Consider the following 15,476-nt stretch of genomic DNA (forward strand, 5'->3'; position numbering starts at 1 on the left):
CAGCATGCCTTCCATCGCGAATTATCGCGGGATCATTCCCGCCATTTCCTGTCCTTTCACGGCCGACCACCGCATCGACGAGCCGGCGCTGCGCAAGCTGGCCTCGTGGCTTGCGGGGCATGAGGGCGTCGTCGCGATCATGACCAACGGCCACACCGGCGAGGTGTTCTCGCTCACCCCCGCCGAACGCGCCGAGGTGACCCGCATCGTCGCCGACGAGCTGCGCGGCCGCACGCCGGTGATTTCGTCCATCGTGTGCGAAGGCCTGGCCGAAGCCGCCGAGCATGCACGCGCAGCGCAGGCCGCCGGCGCCGTGGCGCTCGACGTGATGCCGCCCCACCACTGGCTGCGCTTCGGCTTCACGCCGGGCCATGCGCTGCAGTACTTCGAGGCCATTCACCGCGCCGCCCCGGAACTGGACCTGGTCTGCCACGTGTATCCGGCCTGGACACGCGCCTCCTACTCGTCGCAACTGCTGGCCGAGTTGGCCCGCCTGCCCTACCTGCAGGCCTTCAAGGTCGGCCAGCGCGACATGAACAAGTACGCCCGCGACATCCAGGCGATTCGCGAGGCCGATGCCTCCAAGGCCATCCTCACCTGCCATGACGAGTACCTGCTGGCCTCGATGGTGCAAGGCGTGGACGGCGCGCTGGTCGGCTTCGCCACCTTCATTCCGCAACTGATCATCGACCTGTGGAACGCGGTGAAGGCCGGCGACCTGAAGAAGGCCATGGCGGTGCAGGCGCTCATCACGCCGCTGAAAGACGCCGTGTACGGCGGCGGCGAGCCGACCGGCGAAGCGCATGCGCGCATGAAGGGCGGCATGTACCTGGCCGGCGTGCTCGGCAACGCCACCGTGCGCCCGCCGACCGAGGCGCCCAATGCGCGCGAAATGGATGCGCTGCGCGCCGCCGTCGAGCAGGCCGGCTTGTCCAAGCGCTGAACGCACGCCCCCCGGGGCCGGCACCGCCGCGCCCTTCCCCAGAAAACCAGAAGGAGACAAGAGACATGCAACGCAACCATTTCCTGCGCGCGACCTTCGCGGCCCTCGCGCTTGCCGCGGCATCCTCCGGCTTCGCGCAGACCCCAGCATGGCCCACCCGCCCGGTGCGCATGGTGATTCCGTTTCCGCCCGGCGGCACGCTCGACACCGTCGGCCGCCTGCTCGCGCAGAAGCTCGGCGACCAGATGGGACAGCCCTTCATCGTCGAGAACCGCCCCGGCGGCAATGGCGTGATCGGCGCCGACGTGGTGTCGAAGGCGCCGGCCGACGGCTACACGCTGCTGTTCAATGCCTCGACCTTCACCACGGCGCCGATGACGATGAAATCCGTGCCCTACGAGGTCGTGCGCGACTTCACGCCGGTGGCGCTGGTCGCCAAGGCACCGCTGTCGGTGGCCATCAACAAGAACCTGCCGATCACCGACGTCAAGTCGCTCATCTCGTACGCCAAGGCCCATCCGGGCAAGATGACGTTTGCCGTCGGCTCGATCGGGTCGGCCGGCCACCTGTCGACCGAGCTGCTCAAGCGCGCGGGCGGGCTCGACTACCTCATCGTGCCGTACAAGGGCACGGCGCCGGCCTTCCAGGACCTGATCGGCGGCCAGATCGACGGCTTCATCGACCCGATCCTCGGTTCGCTGCAGTACCACAAGAGCGGCATGCTGCGCGTGGTGGCCGTCACTTCGGCGGCCCGCGCCACCAGCCTGCCGAACGTGCCCACGGTGGGCGAAAGTATTCCGGGCTACGAGTTCTACAGCTGGTACGGCCTGTGGGGTCCGGCCAAGCTGCCGCCGGCGATCACACAGCGGCTCAATGCCGAAGTGAACAAGGCGCTCGGCACCGACATGCGCGAGACGCTCAACGCGCAGGGGCTGCTGCTCACGCCGGGCAGTGTCGACGACTTCGCCAAGTTCCAGCAGGCCGACATGGAGCGCTCGAAGAAGATCATCACCGAGGGCAACATCCGTGTCGAATAAGGCTGCGCCGCATGCGGTGGTCACGGGCAGCAGCAGCGGCATCGGCCGCGCCATTGCGTCGCATCTGCTGGACCAGGGCTGGCGCGTGAGCGGACTTGACTTGGCAGCCCCCACACTGACACATGCCGCCTTCGCCCATGCGACGGTGGACCTGTCGAAAGCCGAAGACATCGCGCGCGCCACCACGGCCTTGCAGGATGTCGATGCGCTGGTGCATGCGGCCGGCGTGCTGCGCGTCGGCCCGCTGGGCCAGCTCGACCATGCCGGCGGCGAGCTGATGTGGCGCCTGCATGTCGACGCCGCCACGCGGCTGGCCGACGCTCTCGTGCCCGCGATGGCCGCTCGCGGAAGCGGCCGCGTGGTGTTCGTCGGCAGCCGTGTCGCGCAAGGCATGCCCGGCCGCGGCCAGTACGCCGCCACCAAGGCGGCGCTGATCGCGCTCGCGCGCAGCTGGGCGGCGGAGGTCGCGGCGCAGGGTGTGACCGTCAACGTGGTGTCACCCGGCGCAACGCAGACCTCGATGCTGCAAGACCCCGCACGCGCCGGCAGCGCGCCGCGCCTGCCGCCGATCGGCCGGCTGATCCAGCCCGAGGAAATCGCCGCGCTGGTCGCCTTTCTTCTCTCGGCTCCGGCCGCGGCCATCACCGGCCAGGACATCGCCATCTGCGGCGGTGCGTCGCTGCACCGCTGAATTTCTCCTCCCTCTCCCATCACGCAACAGACATGAAAATCGTCAACATCCTCGAGTCCACGCGGCCCATCAAGTCGGACATCCGCAACGCCTACATCGACTTCTCGAAGATGACCCTGAGCCTCGTGGCGGTGGTCACCGACGTGATCCGCGACGGCAAGCCGGTGGTGGGCTACGGCTTCAATTCCAACGGCCGCTACGGCCAGGGCGGCCTGATCCGCGAGCGCTTCCTGCCGCGCCTGCTCGAAGCCGAGCCGGCATCGCTCGTCGACGAGACCGGCGACAACCTCGATCCGCACAAGATCTGGGCCCGCATGATGATCAACGAGAAGCCCGGCGGCCACGGCGAGCGCTCGTGTGGCCGTGGGCACCATCGACATGGCCGTGTGGGATGCCGTCGCCAAGATTGCCGGCAAGCCGCTGTACCAGCTGCTGGCCGAGCGCTATGGCAGCGGCACGCCCGACCCGCGCGTGTTCGTCTACGCCGCGGGCGGCTACTACTATCCCGGCAAGGGCGTCGAAGGCCTGCAGCGCGAGATGACCAGCTATCTGGAACGCGGCTACTCGGTGGTCAAGATGAAGATCGGCGGCGCCACGCTGGCCGAAGACTGCGAACGCATCGAGTCGGTGCTCAAGATTCTTGGCCCCGGCCAGCAGCTGGCCGTGGATGCCAACGGCCGCTTCGACCTGAAGACCGCCGTCGACTACGGCCGCGCGCTCTCGCAGTACCCGCTCTTCTGGTACGAGGAAGCCGGCGACCCGCTCGACTACGAACTGCAAGCCAGGCTCGGCGAGGTGTACGCCGGCCCCATGGCCACGGGCGAGAACCTGTTCTCGATGCAGGATGCGCGCAACCTGATCCGCCACGGCGGCATGCGGCCCGACCGCGACTGGCTGCAGTTCGATTGCGCGCTGAGCTACGGCCTGGTCGAGTACCTGCGCACGCTCGACATGCTGAAGGCCAACGGCTGGTCGCCCTCGCGCTGCATTCCGCATGGCGGCCACCAGATGTCATTGGCCATTGCAGCAGGCCTGGGCCTCGGCGGGAACGAGAGCTACCCCGACCTGTTCCAGCCGTATGGTGGCTTTCCCGATGGCGTGAAGGTGCAGAACGGGTACGTCACCTTGCCGCCCCTGCCGGGCATCGGCTTCGAAGGCAAGGCCGATCTCATCGCCGAGATGCGCGCGCTCGCAAGCTGAACTGCTAATACCAATGCACCCATGCCGAACGTCATGGAGTCGAAAGTGGTGCGAATTTTCCGACACCTCTTGTAGCGTGTTCCGCACGGTGACTGGGGTGCCACCCTGAGCACAAGCCGAAGTTGTTGGGCTAGTATTTCTTTACAGTGCCAGCAACACCCAGACCCATCGAATACCTGCTCGAACTCGAGCACGCCAGCTTCCCGGTCCACATCCGGGACCGGGAGGTGATCCAGGCCATTGCGGTTCTGAAGGCGATCGGCTGCATCGAGGCGGAAATCTCTCCGCCTCTCGATCTCTGCAGCTCGTTCGAAGACTACGAGTCCGCGGTGGTCAGGCAGATCACGCCGGCGGGGCGAACTGAACTCGCAGCGGAGTACGGTTAGCGTACCGTCGAGCACCGCTTCACAGCGCCTGCGCCAGTCCAAGCACGGCCGTGGCCTGGCTCGACAGCGTGCCGCCGTTGCCGTGCGCCAGCGCCGTGACAGCGCCGGCCACCTGCCGCTCGCCGCCTTCTCCGCGAAGCTGCCGCACCGCCTCGATCAACGCGAAGATTCCATACATGCCCGGATGAACGCAAGAGAGCCCGCCGCCGTTGGTGTTGACCGGCAGCCGGCCACCGGGCGCGATGGCGCCGTCGCGCACGAAGGCCCCCCCCTCGCCCTTGGCGCAGAAGCCCAGGTCTTCAAGAAACAGCAGCACGTTGATCGTGAACGCGTCGTAGAGCTGCACCACGTCGATGTCGCGCGGCGCGAGGCCCGCCATGCCGAACGCCGCCCGGCCGCTGTCGCGGGCTGCCGTCATCGTCAGGTCATGCATCGACGAAATCTGCCGGTTCCACACGGCCGTGCCGGTGCCCAGCACATGCACCGGTTCGCGCGGCAAGTCCCGCGCGTGGTCGGCACGCACCAGCACGAAGGCGCCCGCGCCGTCGGTCACGAGGCAACTGTCGCGCACGCTCAGCGGGTCGCAGACCATGCGCGCACCAAGCACGTCGTCGATCGACAGCGGGCCGCGCATGAATGCCTCGGGGTTGAGCCGCGCCCAGGCGCGCGCGGCCACCGCCACCTCGGCCAGGTCGCGCCGCGTGGTGCCGAACTCATGCATGTGGCGCGATGCGGCCAGCGCGTAGGCCGAGAGCGGCTGCATCGGTTCATACGGCGTTTCGTAGGGCTGCGGGTCGAGGAAGCGCCGGCTGGCCACCACTTCCTTGCGCCCGAAGGTGGCCGTGCGCTGCGCGCTTCCGTAGCAGACGAGCACCGCATTGCACTGGCCGCTGGCCAGGGCCTGCATGGCCGGCAGCAGGTGCGCGATGAAGCTGGAGCCGCCGAGCATCGTGCTGTCGATGTAGCTCGGGCGGAGGCCGAGGTACTCGATGACCGGCATGGCCCACATCGTTGCGCTTGCGCTGGCGGTGCAGAGTCCGTCGATGTCCTTCATGGCCAGTCCGGCGTCGGCGACGGCGCGGCGCGCGGCTTCGGCCAGCAGTTCCATGTCGGTGTGGCCGGGGGCCTCGCCGCAGCCGTAGGTGGCCACGCCCGCGATGGCGGCGCTGCCGCGCAGTTGCTTCAGCGTGGTCATGCGGCGTCTCCCGTGGCGGCGCCGAAAACCACCATGCCGCTGCCGCCCGGCGGCACCACCACGCGCGCCCGCACCCGCAGGCCGATGCGCACGTCGGCCAACGGCATGCCTTCGACCCGGCTCATCAGGCGCACGCCTTCGTCGAGCTCGACGATGCACACGTTGTAGTCGCCGCCGGCCTCGGGCTTGCGGCGCACCGTGGTGACGGCATACACGGCGCCGGTGCCGGCGGGCGCCACCATCGCGGGTTCCCCCGCGCCGCAATGCGGGCACAGCGCCCGCGGAAAGTACACCGCGCGCTGGCAGGCGCCGCAGCGCTGGATGAGAAAGCGGCCCGCGTCCAGCTCGGCCTGGTGGCGCGCCAGCACGCCGGTGGCGGTAGCTTGTGATGTCGTCGATGAATTCGTCATTGAGTCATTGAAATCGCCGGAGTCCGGCACGGGTTGCGTCGAGCATGCCGGCTATGCCCCGTCCGCGCCATTCGCGATTGCCGAAGGGCCCCCTCGGCGTGGCCGAACCGACCAGACGGTCTGCGCAAATGATTCTTTCTGCCAACGGCTTTCAGGCTTTGTGCCATGGGCGCGCGAGGCGCCCATTTTTAGACTGCAACGCGCCCGTTCCAAATTCACCCAGGAAAAATTCGATGGAGACAACCGGCGCATCGCGCCCGCCGCTGGCCGGCATTCGCGTACTCGACCTGACCCGCTTGCTGCCTGGGCCGGTCTGCACGCTGCACCTGGCCGACCTTGGCGCCGAGGTGCTCAAGATCGAGGACACGGGCCTTGGCGACTACGCCGCGCCGGCCCTGCGCGCCATGGTCCAGCGCAACAAGAAAGGCATGCGGCTCGACCTGAAGCAAGCCGACGGCGTGGCGCTGCTGCACCGCCTGGCCGAAACCGCCGACGTGCTGGTCGAAGGCTTCAGGCCGGGCGTGATGGACCGGCTGGGCGTGGGCTATGCCGCCCTTTCCGCGGTGAACCCGCGCCTGGTCTATTGCAGCATTACCGGCTTTGGGCAGACCGGGCCTTACCGCGACGAGCCGGGGCACGACCTGAACTACTGCGCGCTCAGCGGCGTCAGCGACCAGATCGGCCGCGACGACGCGGGCCCCGCCCTCTCCAACCTGCCCATCGCCGATTTGCTCGGCGGCTCGATGAACGCAGTGATGGGCATTCTTGCCGCCTTGTTCGATGCGGCGCGCACCGGCACCGGCCGCCATGTGGACATCTCCATGGCCGACGGCGTGCTGGCGCATGCGCTGGTGCCGCTGGTCACGCTGGCCACGCAGGGCGCCACGCGCCGCGCGGGCCTCGACAAGCTCAGCGGCGCGCTGCCCTGCTATGCCATGTACCGCACGCAGGACGGGCGGCACCTTTCGGTCGGCGCGCTCGAATACAAGTTTTGGGAGCGCTTCTGCGACGTGCTCGGCCGGCCCGACCTGAAGCCGATGCACATGCCGCCCGACCGCGCCACCGCCGAGCGGGTTCGCGCCGACGTGGCGGCTCTTATCGAGGCACGGCCGCTCGCGTACTGGGCCGACGTGTTCCATGGCCGGCAGTGCTGCGTCACGCCCGTGCTGCGGCTCGAAGAGGCGCTGGTGCACGAGAACTTCATCGCGCGCGGCATGGTGCATCCGCCGGCCGCCGAAGGCGGCGCGCCGCAGCTGGCCTGCCCCGTGAGGATGACCGGCTTCGAGTTTTCGATCGAGCGGCCGGCGCCCTCGCCGGGCCAGGACACCGACGAGGTGCTCACCGCGCTGGGGCACGACGAAGCCACGCGCGCCGACCTGCGCCGGCGCGGCGTGGTGGGCTGAGCAGCACGACGCCGCCCGGTGCAGCTGCTCCTAGAATCCCGCCATGCGTGCGCCGAACGGGGCGCTGCCGCATCCGGAACGTTCATGGCCCCCAGGCAGACACCGACACACAGCACGCGTCACACCATCGGCATCCAGCACGTCGATCAGATCCTGATCGGCGCGCGTGCGCGGGGCGCCGATGTGGATGCGCTGCTGCAGCGTGCGGGCATCTCGGCGGCGCTGCTCGATGCGCCGCTTTCGCGGGTCACACAGGACCAGTTCGCGGCCCTCATCTTTGCGCTTCGCCACCGGTTGCGCGATGAGCTGTGGGGCCTGTGCAGCCAGCCGGTACCGACCGGGAGCTTTGCGCAGGCCACGCGCCTCCTGATCCGCTGCCGCACGCTCGGAGAGGCCCTGACGCTGGGACTGCGCCACTACCGTTTGCTGCTCAGCGATTTCGTGCCGCGCCTGCATGTGCAGCAAGGCGAGGCCACGTTCGCGCTGGTGCCGCGCGTGCCGCTCACGGCTTCGGTGGCGTACGCCCAGCGGGCGTTCTCTTTTCTTGCCTATGGACTGGTGTCGTGGCTCGTCGCGCGGCGCGTACCGCTGCTGCAGGTGGACTACCCGCACCAGGACGAGCGCGCCAGCGATGCGCCCGCGTTGTTCCAGGCACCGGTGCGTTTTGGCACGGGCTGCACCGGCTGGTGCTTCGAGGCGCGCTGGCTCGAACTGCCGGTGGTGCAGAACGAGCAAAGCCTCGAAGAATTTTTGCGTCAGGCACCGGCGAGCCTGCTGGTGAAGTACCGCGACCAGACCAGCATGACCGAGCGCATCCGCCGAATCTTGCGTCGTCAGTTGGCCGATGAACTGCCTTCTCTCGAAGCGGTCGGCAAACAGCTGGCCGTCACGCCGCAGACATTGCGCCGCCGCCTGGCCGAAGAAGGCCAAGGCTACCGTGCCATCAAGGACGACCTGCGGCGCGATGCCGCCATCGAGTACCTGGCGCGGCCCGAGCTGAACCTGGTCGAAATCGCGCAGCGGCTCGGCTTCTCCGAAGCCAGCACTTTTCACCGCGCCTTCAAGCACTGGACCGGCGTGGCCCCGGGCGAATACCGAACCACGCGGCTGCGCGAGCACTGAGCCCGCCGCAGCGGCAGGCTGATCGATCGTGCCAATCCGAATCATCGGTTCGGCCATGGGCCGCACGGCACCGTCTCCCTAAACTTTCGTCATCGGTCCTGCGAAATTCGCAAGGTTCGACATGACACCGGCCACCGCCGGCGATCGCCCACAGGCAGCGACACAGCGGCCGAAAAAGACAGGAGACAGAGATGACGTATCGCGCTCTTTCCCGCCGCCAGGCCCTTGGCGCACTTGCCGCATCGGCCGCGTGCCTTGCCGCCGCGCCGGCGGTCCTGGCCCAGCCGCCCGCCTATCCGCACAAGCCCGTGACGCTGATCCTGCCCTTTCCCGCGGGGGGTGCCAGCGATGCGCAGATGCGTGCCATTGCATTGGCGCTGGGCAAGGAAATCGGCCAGACGGTTGTGGTGGTCAACCAGGCGGGCCTGGCCGGCACGCTGGCGCCGGCGGCCATGGCGCGCAACGCGGCACCCGACGGCTACACCATCTCCGTCGCTCCGGCCACGCTGTTTCGCCTGCTGCATCTGCAGAAGGTGAGCTACGACCCGGTGACCGACTTCACCTACATCATCAATCTCACGGGCTTCACCAACGGCTTTGTCGTGCGCGACGACGCACCTTGGAAGACGCTGCAAGACCTGCTCGACGACGCCAAGCGCCGTCCGGGACAGATCAGCTACAGCTCGACCGGCGTGGGCAGCGGCGGCCACATTGCAATGGAACGCCTGTCGCGCGCCACGGGCCTGAAGTTCAACTTCATTCCGTTCAAGGGCATGGCCGAGGAAACCAGCGCGCTGCTCGGCGGGCATATCGACGTCATCTCCGACCCCGGTTGGGGCGCGCTGGTCGAGAGCGGCAAGGCCCGCGTGCTCGCCACCCTGGGCGACAAGCGCCTGAAGCGCTGGCCGCAGGTGCCCACGCTGAAGGAAATGGGCCACGACATCACCGTCAATTCGCCGGTCGGCATCGTCGGTCCCAAGGGCATGGACCCGGCGCTGGTGAAGACGCTGCACGACGCATTCCACCGCGCGATGAAAGACCCGGCGTACCAGCGTGCGCTGGAGCTCTACGACCAGCCCGACCTCTACATGTCGAGCGCGGCGTACCAGCAATACGCCGCCGAGCAGACGGCGCGCGAAAAGATCTTCATCGAACAGCTCGGCATCAAGCTGCAGTAGGCCGCGTCGCCTTTTCTTCTTCCATTCCGTGACCCAGGAAAGACCATGAAACGCAAAGTCATCGTTGCCGGCGTCGGCATGATTCCCTTCAGCAAACCCGGCAAGAGCGACCCTTACCTCGTGATGGGCGAGCGTGCCGCGCGCCTTGCGCTCGACGATGCACGCGTGCCCTATGCCGAAGTGCAGCAGGCCTGCGTGAGCTATGTGTATGGCGACTCGACCGCCGGCCAGGCCGCCATCTACCGTGTCGGCCTCACCGGCGTGCCGGTGTTCAACCTCAACAACAACTGCTCCAGCGGATCGAGCGCGCTCTTCCTCGCGCGGCAGGCCGTCGAGAGCGGCATGGTCGAATGCGCGCTGGCGCTGGGCTTCGAGCAGATGGTGCCGGGCGCGCTGAAGGGCGCGTACGACGACCGCCCCTCGCCGATGGCGCGCTTCGCCGAAGAAATGACCGCCCTGCAGGGCTTCGACCCCGCCGCACCGCGCGCTGCGCAATTCTTCGGCGGCGCCGGGCGCGACTACATGAAGGAATACGGCATCCGCGCCGACACCTTCGGCCGCATCTCGGTCAAGGCGCGCCAGCATGCGGCGCGCAACCCGATGGCCGTGTTCCGCGACACCGTCACGCTCGACGAGGTGATGGCCGCGCCGACGGTGTTCGAGCCGATGACGCGGCTGCAGTGCTGCCCGCCCACCTGCGGCGCCGCCGCGGCCGTGGTGTGCTCGGAAGACTTCGCGCGGCGCCACGGCATCGACACCACGGTTTCGATTGCCGCGCAAGCCATGACGACCGACAGGCCCAGCACCTTCGACGCCCACGACATGCGCAAGGTGGTCGGCTACGACATGACGGTGGCCGCCGCCCGGCAGGTGTACGAGGCGGCCGGCATCGGCCCCGAAGACATCGACGTGGTGGAGCTGCACGACTGCTTCACCGCCAATGAGCTCATCACCTACGAAGGGCTCGGCCTCACGCCCGAAGGCACGGCGGAAAAATTCATTCTCGAAGGCGACAACACTTATGGCGGCCGCGTGGTCACCAATCCGTCCGGCGGGCTGCTTTCCAAGGGCCATCCCCTCGGTGCGACCGGGTTGGCCCAATGTGCCGAACTCACCTGGCAGCTGCGCGGCCAGGCCGAACAGCGGCAGGTGGAGGGCGCGCGCCTCGCGCTGCAGCACAACCTTGGGCTGGGCGGCGCCTGCGTGGTCACGCTCTACCAGCGCGCTTGAGGGGCAGCGGGATGATCGACCGCCGCTTCATCGGCCACGCCCTCCCCGCCTTCGATGTGCGCGTGGAGGCCGGCCGGCTGCGCTTCTTCGCCAAGGCCACGGGCCAGACCGATCCGCTGTACGTGGATGAAGAAGCGGCTCGCGCAGCCGGCCTGCCCGGGTTGCTCGTGCCGCCCACATTCCTGTTCTGCCTGGAGATGGATGCGCCCGACCCCGCCGCCATCCGCAACCTGCTGGGCATGGACTACCGCAGGCTGCTGCACGGCGAGCAGCAGTTCACGTATCACGCCCCGGCGCACGCCGGCGACACGCTGCGCTTCGAGCAACGCATCGAGGACATCTACGACAAGAAAGGCGGCGCGCTGGAGTTCGTGGTGCGCCGCACGCAGGTACGCAACCAGCGCGATGCGCGCGTAGCCGAACTGCGCGCCGTGACCGTGCTGCGCAATGCCTGAACGGTTCTGAACGCACCACCATGACCTCGACAACTTCGCACATTCTCCGCTTCGCCGACCTGCAGGTCGGCGATACGCTGCCCGCGCTCGAACTCGAACCCGTTTCGCGCCTGATGCTCGCGCTGTACTGCGGCGCATCGGGCGACCACAACCCGATTCACGTCGACATCGACTTCGCACGCAGCGCCGGGCAGGCCGACGTGTTCGCCCACGGCATGCTGTCGATGGCCTGGCTCGGCCGGCTGCTGACGAACTGGGCGCCGCCCTCGGCGCTGCGCAGCTACGGCGTGCGCTTTGCGGCCATCACGCACGTGGGCGACCGGGTGCGTTGCGAAGGCCGCGTGGCCGAGAAATTCGAAGTGGGCGGCGAGCGCCGCATGCGGCTCGAGCTCTCCACCATCGATCAGAACGGCCAGGTCAAGCTCACGGGCGATGCCGTGGTGGCCCTGCCTTGATCTCTTCATCTTCCCCAACGCATTCCAATCCATGAACAAGCTGAACAAGTTGCACGACAAGGTGGCCCTGGTGTCGGGCTCGGGGCGCGGCATCGGCCGCAGCATCGCACTCAAGCTTGCGAGCGAAGGCGCGCGCGTGGTGGTCAACGACCTCGACGAGGCACCGGCCGCCGAAACCGTGGCGGCCATCCGCGAGGCCGGCGGCCAGGCCGTGGCCTGCATCGGAAGCGTGACGCAGCCCGACTTCGGCGCGCGCTTCGTCGGCACCGCGATCGAAACCTATGGCGGGCTGGACATCATCGTCAACAACGCCGGCTACACCTGGGACAACGTGATCCAGAAGATGAGCGACGAGCAATGGGAAGACATCCTCGCCGTGCACCTGACCGCGCCCTTTCGCATCCTGCGGGCCGCGGCCGGCTTCATCCGCGAAGCGTCCAAGCGCGAGGCCGAGGCCGGCACGCCGGTGCTGCGCAAGGTGGTGAACATCTCCTCGACCTCGGGCGTCTACGGCAACGCGGGCCAAGCCAACTACGCGGCGGCCAAGTCGGGCATCAATGGGCTGACCAAGGCGCTTGCAAAGGAATGGGGCCGCTACAAGGTCAACGTGAACAGCGTGGCCTTCGGCCTCATCAGGACGCGGTTGACCGAGGCGGACGCCAACGCCGATGCCAGCATCGACATCGACGGCCGCCAGATCAAGGTCGGCGTGAACCCGCAGATACTCAAGAACGCCGAATCGCTGATACCGCTGGGCCGTGGCGGCACGGCCGAAGAAGCGGCGGGCGCCGTCTACCTGTTCTGCATTCCCGAGTCGGACTACGTCAGCGGACAGGTGCTGGTCTGCGGCGGCGGCCGTCCCTGAGCCGGAGCCGCGAGCAATGCCCTTGCCCACCGCTGCACGCCCCTGGATGGACGCCGAGCTGTCCATGCTGGCCGACACCGCACGCCGCTTCTTCGAAACGGAGTGCGTGCCGCGCCAGGAAGAATGGGCGCGCCAGCACCACCCCGATCGCGCCATCTGGCGCCGCGCGGGCGAGCTCGGCCTGCTGTGCCCGGGCATTCCGGAAGCCTACGGCGGCGGTGGCGGCGGCGTGCTGCATGAGGCGGTGATCTGCGAAGAGCAAGGCCGCGCGCTGGTCAACAGCTTCAGCCTCAACGTGCACAGCGGCATCCTCGCGCATTACCTGCTGGGCTACGGCTCTGAAGAGCAAAAGCTGCGCTGGCTGCCGAAGATGGCCAGCGGGGACATGGTCGGCGCCATTGCCATGACCGAACCCGGGGCGGGCACCGACCTTCAGCGCATCAAGACCTCGGCGCGGCTGGACGGCAACCACTACGTTCTGGACGGTGCCAAGACCTTCATCACCAACGGCCTGCATGCCGACCTGGTGTGCGTCGCGGTGAAGACCGACCCTGCACAGGGCGCCAAGGGCATTTCGCTGCTGATGGTGGAAACCGTCGACCTGCCGGGCTTCCGGCGCGGCAAGCTGCTCGAGAAGGTGGGACAGCGCGGCCAGGACACGGTCGAACTGTTCTTCGACGAGGTGCGCGTGCCGGCTTGGAACCTGCTCGGCGACACCGAAGGCCGCGGCTTCGTGCAGCTCATGCAGCAGCTGCCGCGCGAGCGGTTGCTCATTGCAGTGGGCGCCGCCGCCACGATGCAGCGCGCGGTGGACGACACCGTGGCCTACGCCGCGCAACGCCAGATCTTCGGCGACACCCTGATGAGCCTGCAGAACACGCGCTTCCGCCTCGCTGAATGCCAGACGCAGGCGACCATTGCACGTAGCTTCGTCGACGACTGCATGGCCCGCCTGCTGCGCGGCGAGCTGGACGCCGCCACCGCTGCCATGGCCAAGTGGTGGAGCACCGACGCACTGTGCCGCGTGGCCGACGAGTGCGTGCAGATCCACGGGGGCTACGGCTACATGAGCGAATACCCGATTGCGCGCATCTGGGCCGACGCACGCGTCGGCCGCATCTACGGCGGTTCGACCGAGGTGATGAAGGAAATCATCGCTCGCGCGATCGAACCCTGACCTCGATCCCATCCAGCAAGAACCGGTTCCGCCGCCCATGACCGACCGCTCCGCCCTCGCCGAGACCCCGCCATCGCACTGGCCGCGCGGGCTGCCCGCACGCATTCACGTGCCGCGCATCACGCTGTGGCAGCAGCTCGAATCGGCGGCGCTGCGCTTTCCCGACAAGCCCGCTATCTTCTTCTGCGAGAACGCCGTCACCTATGCCGCGTTGCACGGCCAGGCCGTGCGGCTGGCCGGCCACCTGCAGCAGCACGGCGTGAACCGCGGCGACCGCGTGCTGCTGCTGAGCCAGAACTGCCCGCAGTTCGTGGTCGCGTTTCATGCCATCGTGCGCGCGGGCGGCGTGGTGGTTCCGATCAATGCCATGAGCACCGCGGCCGAGGTGTCGCACTACCTGGCCGACAGCGGCGCCCGCGTGGCTTGCGTGGCGCAGGAACTGCTCGCGGCGGTGGCACCTGCGCTGCAAGACGGGCGGCTCGCACATGCCGTCGTGCACACCTACTCCGATGCATTGGGGCACCCGCCCACGCAGCCGGTGCCCGACAGCGTGACAGCGGCGCGCATGCCGCTCGACCTGCCCCGCGCGGTGGCGTGGCAGGCGGCGTTGGCCGACGCGCCGCCGCCGCATGACGTGGACACGCAGCCCACCGACCTGTGCCTGCTGCCCTACACCTCGGGCACCACGGGCCATCCCAAGGGCTGCATGCACACGCACCGCACCGTGCTGGCTTCGACGTACGGCGCCGCCCTGTGGCGCGGCCTGCATGCCGAGGCGGTGGTGCTCGCGGTGGCGCCGCTCTTTCACATGCTCGGGCTGCAGAACGCCATGCTGATGCCGATTTCGCAAGGCGCCACCGTCGTGATGCTGCCGCGCTGGGATGTGGTGGCCGCGGGCCGCGCCATCGAGCGCTACCGTGTCACCACCTGGGCCGCGCCGCCCGCGATGCTGAACGACTTCTTCGCGCACCCCGAAACCGTGCAGCGCGACCTGCGCAGCCTCAGCATGCTCAACGGCGGCGGCGCCCCGATGCCGCAGGCGGTTGCCGCTCTGCTGCGGGAGCGCTTCGGTATTTCGTATGTGGAAGGCTATGGGCTCACCGAGACGGCCTCGTTCCTGCACGGCAACCCGCCGGGCAACGGCAAGACGCTGTCGCTCGGCCTGCCGGCTTTCGGCGTCGATTCACGCATCGTCGACCCGGTCACGCTGGCGCCGCTGCCCGACGGCGAAGTCGGCGAACTCGTCACGCATGGCGAGCAGCTCATGCTCGGCTACTGGAACAACCCCGAAGCCGACGCGGCCGCCTTCTTCGAGCGGGACGGCAAGCGCTTCTTTCGCACCGGCGACCTTGCGTGCCGCGATGCCGACGGCTTCTTCTTCATGCGCGACCGGCTCAAACGCATGATCAATGTCAGCGGCTTCAAGGTGTGGCCGGCCGAGGTGGAAGACCTTCTTCACCAGCACCCGGCCGTGCACGAGGCCTGCGTGGTGGCCGTGCCGGACGCCCGCCAGGGTGAGTCCGTACGCGCGCTGGTGGTGTGCAGGCCGGGCGCGCAGGTCGATGTGGAAGGCATTGCCGCGTGGTGCCGCGAGCGGCTTTCGGCCTACAAGGTGCCGCGCAGCGTGGTGTTCCGCAGTGCGCTGCCCAAATCGGAAACCGGCAAGGTGCGGTGGCGGCTGCTGCAGGAAGAAGCCATGGCCGAAGTCGAACGCGCCGTGCACTGACGA

15 protein-coding genes and 1 pseudogene are annotated in these 15,476 nt (G+C 68.3%); 14 read left to right on the top strand and 2 right to left on the bottom strand.

From position 1 onward, the window contains the following. The first annotated feature begins 4 nt into the window (after nt 1-4). The 5 genes and pseudogenes from QFZ42_RS11360 (at nt 5) to QFZ42_RS11380 (ending at nt 4,257) form a co-directional block, all read left to right on the top strand. A complete protein-coding gene (locus tag QFZ42_RS11360) occupies nt 5-943 on the top strand; it encodes a dihydrodipicolinate synthase family protein (protein ID WP_307701049.1) in 939 nt (312 codons plus the stop codon). Between the two features lie 65 nt (nt 944-1,008). After that, complete coding sequence (locus tag QFZ42_RS11365; RefSeq protein WP_307701050.1) at nt 1,009-1,980, top strand: Bug family tripartite tricarboxylate transporter substrate binding protein; 972 nt, start codon at nt 1,009-1,011, stop codon at nt 1,978-1,980. Further along, nucleotides 1,970-2,671, top strand: a complete 702-nt coding sequence (locus tag QFZ42_RS11370) for an SDR family NAD(P)-dependent oxidoreductase (protein WP_307701051.1) — start codon at nt 1,970-1,972, stop codon at nt 2,669-2,671. Before QFZ42_RS11365 ends, QFZ42_RS11370 begins: the two co-directional genes overlap by 11 nt. A 32-nt stretch (nt 2,672-2,703) precedes the next feature. Continuing rightward, nucleotides 2,704-3,871: pseudogene (locus QFZ42_RS11375) on the top strand (mandelate racemase/muconate lactonizing enzyme family protein). Between the two features lie 146 nt (nt 3,872-4,017). After that, nucleotides 4,018-4,257 (top strand): hypothetical protein, encoded by a 240-nt coding sequence (locus QFZ42_RS11380; RefSeq protein ID WP_307701052.1) that lies wholly within the window; start codon nt 4,018-4,020, stop codon nt 4,255-4,257. Between the two features lie 19 nt (nt 4,258-4,276). On the opposite strand, the gene QFZ42_RS11385 is transcribed toward QFZ42_RS11380, so the two are convergent. Both QFZ42_RS11385 and QFZ42_RS11390 read right to left on the bottom strand, forming a co-directional pair. Next, nucleotides 4,277-5,452 (bottom strand): thiolase, encoded by a 1,176-nt coding sequence (locus tag QFZ42_RS11385; protein WP_307701053.1) that lies wholly within the window; start codon nt 5,450-5,452, stop codon nt 4,277-4,279. After that, nucleotides 5,449-5,862 (bottom strand): Zn-ribbon domain-containing OB-fold protein, encoded by a 414-nt coding sequence (locus QFZ42_RS11390; protein WP_307701054.1) that lies wholly within the window; start codon nt 5,860-5,862, stop codon nt 5,449-5,451. Before QFZ42_RS11390 ends, QFZ42_RS11385 begins: the two co-directional genes overlap by 4 nt. A gap of 233 nt (nt 5,863-6,095) precedes the next feature. Between QFZ42_RS11390 and QFZ42_RS11395 the strand changes: the two genes are divergently transcribed. From QFZ42_RS11395 to QFZ42_RS11435, 9 genes are all read left to right on the top strand, one after another. Further along, the gene (locus QFZ42_RS11395) at nt 6,096-7,265 is read left to right on the top strand and encodes a CaiB/BaiF CoA transferase family protein (protein WP_307701055.1); all 1,170 of its coding nucleotides are present in this window, start codon (nt 6,096-6,098) and stop codon (nt 7,263-7,265) included. 84 nt (nt 7,266-7,349) lie between these two features. After that, nucleotides 7,350-8,387, top strand: coding sequence for an AraC family transcriptional regulator (locus QFZ42_RS11400; protein ID WP_307701056.1), 1,038 nt, complete (start codon nt 7,350-7,352; stop codon nt 8,385-8,387). Between the two features lie 191 nt (nt 8,388-8,578). Next, nucleotides 8,579-9,565 (top strand): tripartite tricarboxylate transporter substrate binding protein, encoded by a 987-nt coding sequence (locus QFZ42_RS11405; RefSeq protein ID WP_307701057.1) that lies wholly within the window; start codon nt 8,579-8,581, stop codon nt 9,563-9,565. 45 nt (nt 9,566-9,610) lie between these two features. After that, nucleotides 9,611-10,795 (top strand): lipid-transfer protein, encoded by a 1,185-nt coding sequence (locus QFZ42_RS11410; protein WP_307701058.1) that lies wholly within the window; start codon nt 9,611-9,613, stop codon nt 10,793-10,795. Nucleotides 10,796-10,806: 11 nt separating this feature from the next. Next, nucleotides 10,807-11,250 (top strand): MaoC family dehydratase N-terminal domain-containing protein, encoded by a 444-nt coding sequence (locus QFZ42_RS11415; protein WP_307701059.1) that lies wholly within the window; start codon nt 10,807-10,809, stop codon nt 11,248-11,250. Nucleotides 11,251-11,270: 20 nt separating this feature from the next. Beyond that, the gene (locus QFZ42_RS11420) at nt 11,271-11,705 is read left to right on the top strand and encodes a MaoC family dehydratase (RefSeq protein ID WP_307701060.1); all 435 of its coding nucleotides are present in this window, start codon (nt 11,271-11,273) and stop codon (nt 11,703-11,705) included. A gap of 31 nt (nt 11,706-11,736) precedes the next feature. After that, the gene (locus tag QFZ42_RS11425; RefSeq protein WP_307701061.1) at nt 11,737-12,570 is read left to right on the top strand and encodes an SDR family NAD(P)-dependent oxidoreductase; all 834 of its coding nucleotides are present in this window, start codon (nt 11,737-11,739) and stop codon (nt 12,568-12,570) included. A 16-nt stretch (nt 12,571-12,586) separates the two neighbouring features. Further along, a complete protein-coding gene (locus QFZ42_RS11430; protein WP_307701062.1) occupies nt 12,587-13,747 on the top strand; it encodes an acyl-CoA dehydrogenase family protein in 1,161 nt (386 codons plus the stop codon). A gap of 37 nt (nt 13,748-13,784) precedes the next feature. Beyond that, nucleotides 13,785-15,473 (top strand): long-chain-fatty-acid--CoA ligase, encoded by a 1,689-nt coding sequence (locus QFZ42_RS11435; RefSeq protein WP_307701063.1) that lies wholly within the window; start codon nt 13,785-13,787, stop codon nt 15,471-15,473. Nucleotides 15,474-15,476 lie beyond the last annotated feature (3 nt).

The sequence above is a fragment of the Variovorax paradoxus genome, from assembly GCF_030815855.1.
Classification (GTDB): Bacteria; Pseudomonadota; Gammaproteobacteria; order Burkholderiales; family Burkholderiaceae_C; genus Variovorax; species Variovorax paradoxus_M.

What these genes read in the sequence shown, in the direction of transcription:
- QFZ42_RS11430 (WP_307701062.1), top strand. Translation starts at nt 12,587, where the DNA reads ATGCCCTTGCCCACCGCTGCACGCCCCTGGATGGACGCCGAGCTGTCC.
- QFZ42_RS11435 (WP_307701063.1), top strand. Translation starts at nt 13,785, where the DNA reads ATGACCGACCGCTCCGCCCTCGCCGAGACCCCGCCATCGCACTGGCCG.
- QFZ42_RS11415 (WP_307701059.1), top strand. Translation starts at nt 10,807, where the DNA reads ATGATCGACCGCCGCTTCATCGGCCACGCCCTCCCCGCCTTCGATGTG.
- QFZ42_RS11410 (WP_307701058.1), top strand. Translation starts at nt 9,611, where the DNA reads ATGAAACGCAAAGTCATCGTTGCCGGCGTCGGCATGATTCCCTTCAGC.
- QFZ42_RS11395 (WP_307701055.1), top strand. Translation starts at nt 6,096, where the DNA reads ATGGAGACAACCGGCGCATCGCGCCCGCCGCTGGCCGGCATTCGCGTA.
- QFZ42_RS11400 (WP_307701056.1), top strand. Translation starts at nt 7,350, where the DNA reads ATGGCCCCCAGGCAGACACCGACACACAGCACGCGTCACACCATCGGC.
- QFZ42_RS11390 (WP_307701054.1), bottom strand. Translation starts at nt 5,862, where the DNA reads ATGACGAATTCATCGACGACATCACAAGCTACCGCCACCGGCGTGCTG.
- QFZ42_RS11385 (WP_307701053.1), bottom strand. Translation starts at nt 5,452, where the DNA reads ATGACCACGCTGAAGCAACTGCGCGGCAGCGCCGCCATCGCGGGCGTG.
- QFZ42_RS11360 (WP_307701049.1), top strand. Translation starts at nt 5, where the DNA reads ATGCCTTCCATCGCGAATTATCGCGGGATCATTCCCGCCATTTCCTGT.
- QFZ42_RS11405 (WP_307701057.1), top strand. Translation starts at nt 8,579, where the DNA reads ATGACGTATCGCGCTCTTTCCCGCCGCCAGGCCCTTGGCGCACTTGCC.
- QFZ42_RS11420 (WP_307701060.1), top strand. Translation starts at nt 11,271, where the DNA reads ATGACCTCGACAACTTCGCACATTCTCCGCTTCGCCGACCTGCAGGTC.
- QFZ42_RS11425 (WP_307701061.1), top strand. Translation starts at nt 11,737, where the DNA reads ATGAACAAGCTGAACAAGTTGCACGACAAGGTGGCCCTGGTGTCGGGC.
- QFZ42_RS11365 (WP_307701050.1), top strand. Translation starts at nt 1,009, where the DNA reads ATGCAACGCAACCATTTCCTGCGCGCGACCTTCGCGGCCCTCGCGCTT.